The organism is Mycobacterium sp., assembly GCF_008709575.1.
Classification (GTDB): domain Bacteria; phylum Actinomycetota; class Actinomycetes; order Mycobacteriales; family Mycobacteriaceae; genus Mycobacterium.
On the sequence record NZ_VYIK01000421.1, the window covers coordinates 1 to 645 of the forward strand.

Annotated in this window: 1 tRNA gene and 1 pseudogene; one reads left to right on the top strand and one right to left on the bottom strand. The window is 68.8% G+C overall.

Features of this window, described 5'->3' with window-relative positions:
• Positions 1 to 321: pseudogene (locus tag F6Q13_RS19350) on the bottom strand (hypothetical protein); the annotation flags it as partial.
• A gap of 252 nt (positions 322 to 573) precedes the next feature.
• On the opposite strand from F6Q13_RS19350, the gene F6Q13_RS19355 reads away from it, so the two are divergent.
• Positions 574 to 641 (top strand) — tRNA-Phe (locus F6Q13_RS19355).
• Positions 642 to 645: the final 4 nt, after the last annotated feature.

Consider the following 645-nt stretch of genomic DNA (forward strand, 5'->3'; position numbering starts at 1 on the left):
TTCCACACCGCGACGTCCAGGACCACATGCCCAGGGTGGCGCCGGCTGGAACAGTGCGGCCGCCGCGGTGACCATCTGGGGGCTGGGGAACCGCAGCCCCAATGCGTCGATCGCCCGCAACTCGCCGGTCGCGACCCCGTCGTCGACGGCGTCGCGGACACTTTCGGCACATATAACAAGCCCGCCGGACGCGGCCGGGTTGAGGCCGGCGCCGCGGTTGACGTCCGGCCGAGCACTGTCGCTCTCGCGCCCTGCGGCCTGGGCGGCCTCGGGCGCTCGCGACCTCCCGTCAACCGCGGCGCCGGCAGAACCGTGCCGCAACGACGTTTGTTGTGATGCCGATCCCGGGCCGTGTGTCGACGGTGTCGGACCGGCGACTGATGTGGCGATGCTGGGCATCGGGGGGCCTGCTCCCCGGAGCCGCCGATGCTGCCCACAGAGCACGCGGCAGTACGGAGGCTCCTGGTCGGGAGTGCTGTCACCGTGTCCGGTTTATGTCCGTTTGTCGGACAGGCTGAATACGTCAGCGCAGCTCAATGCGGCGCATAGGACGCACAGGATCAAATAAACCGCAGGTCAGCGGCTAATCCGTCCGCCTGAAAAGCGGAAGGTCGGCGGTTCGATCCCGCCCCTGGCCACCACGTT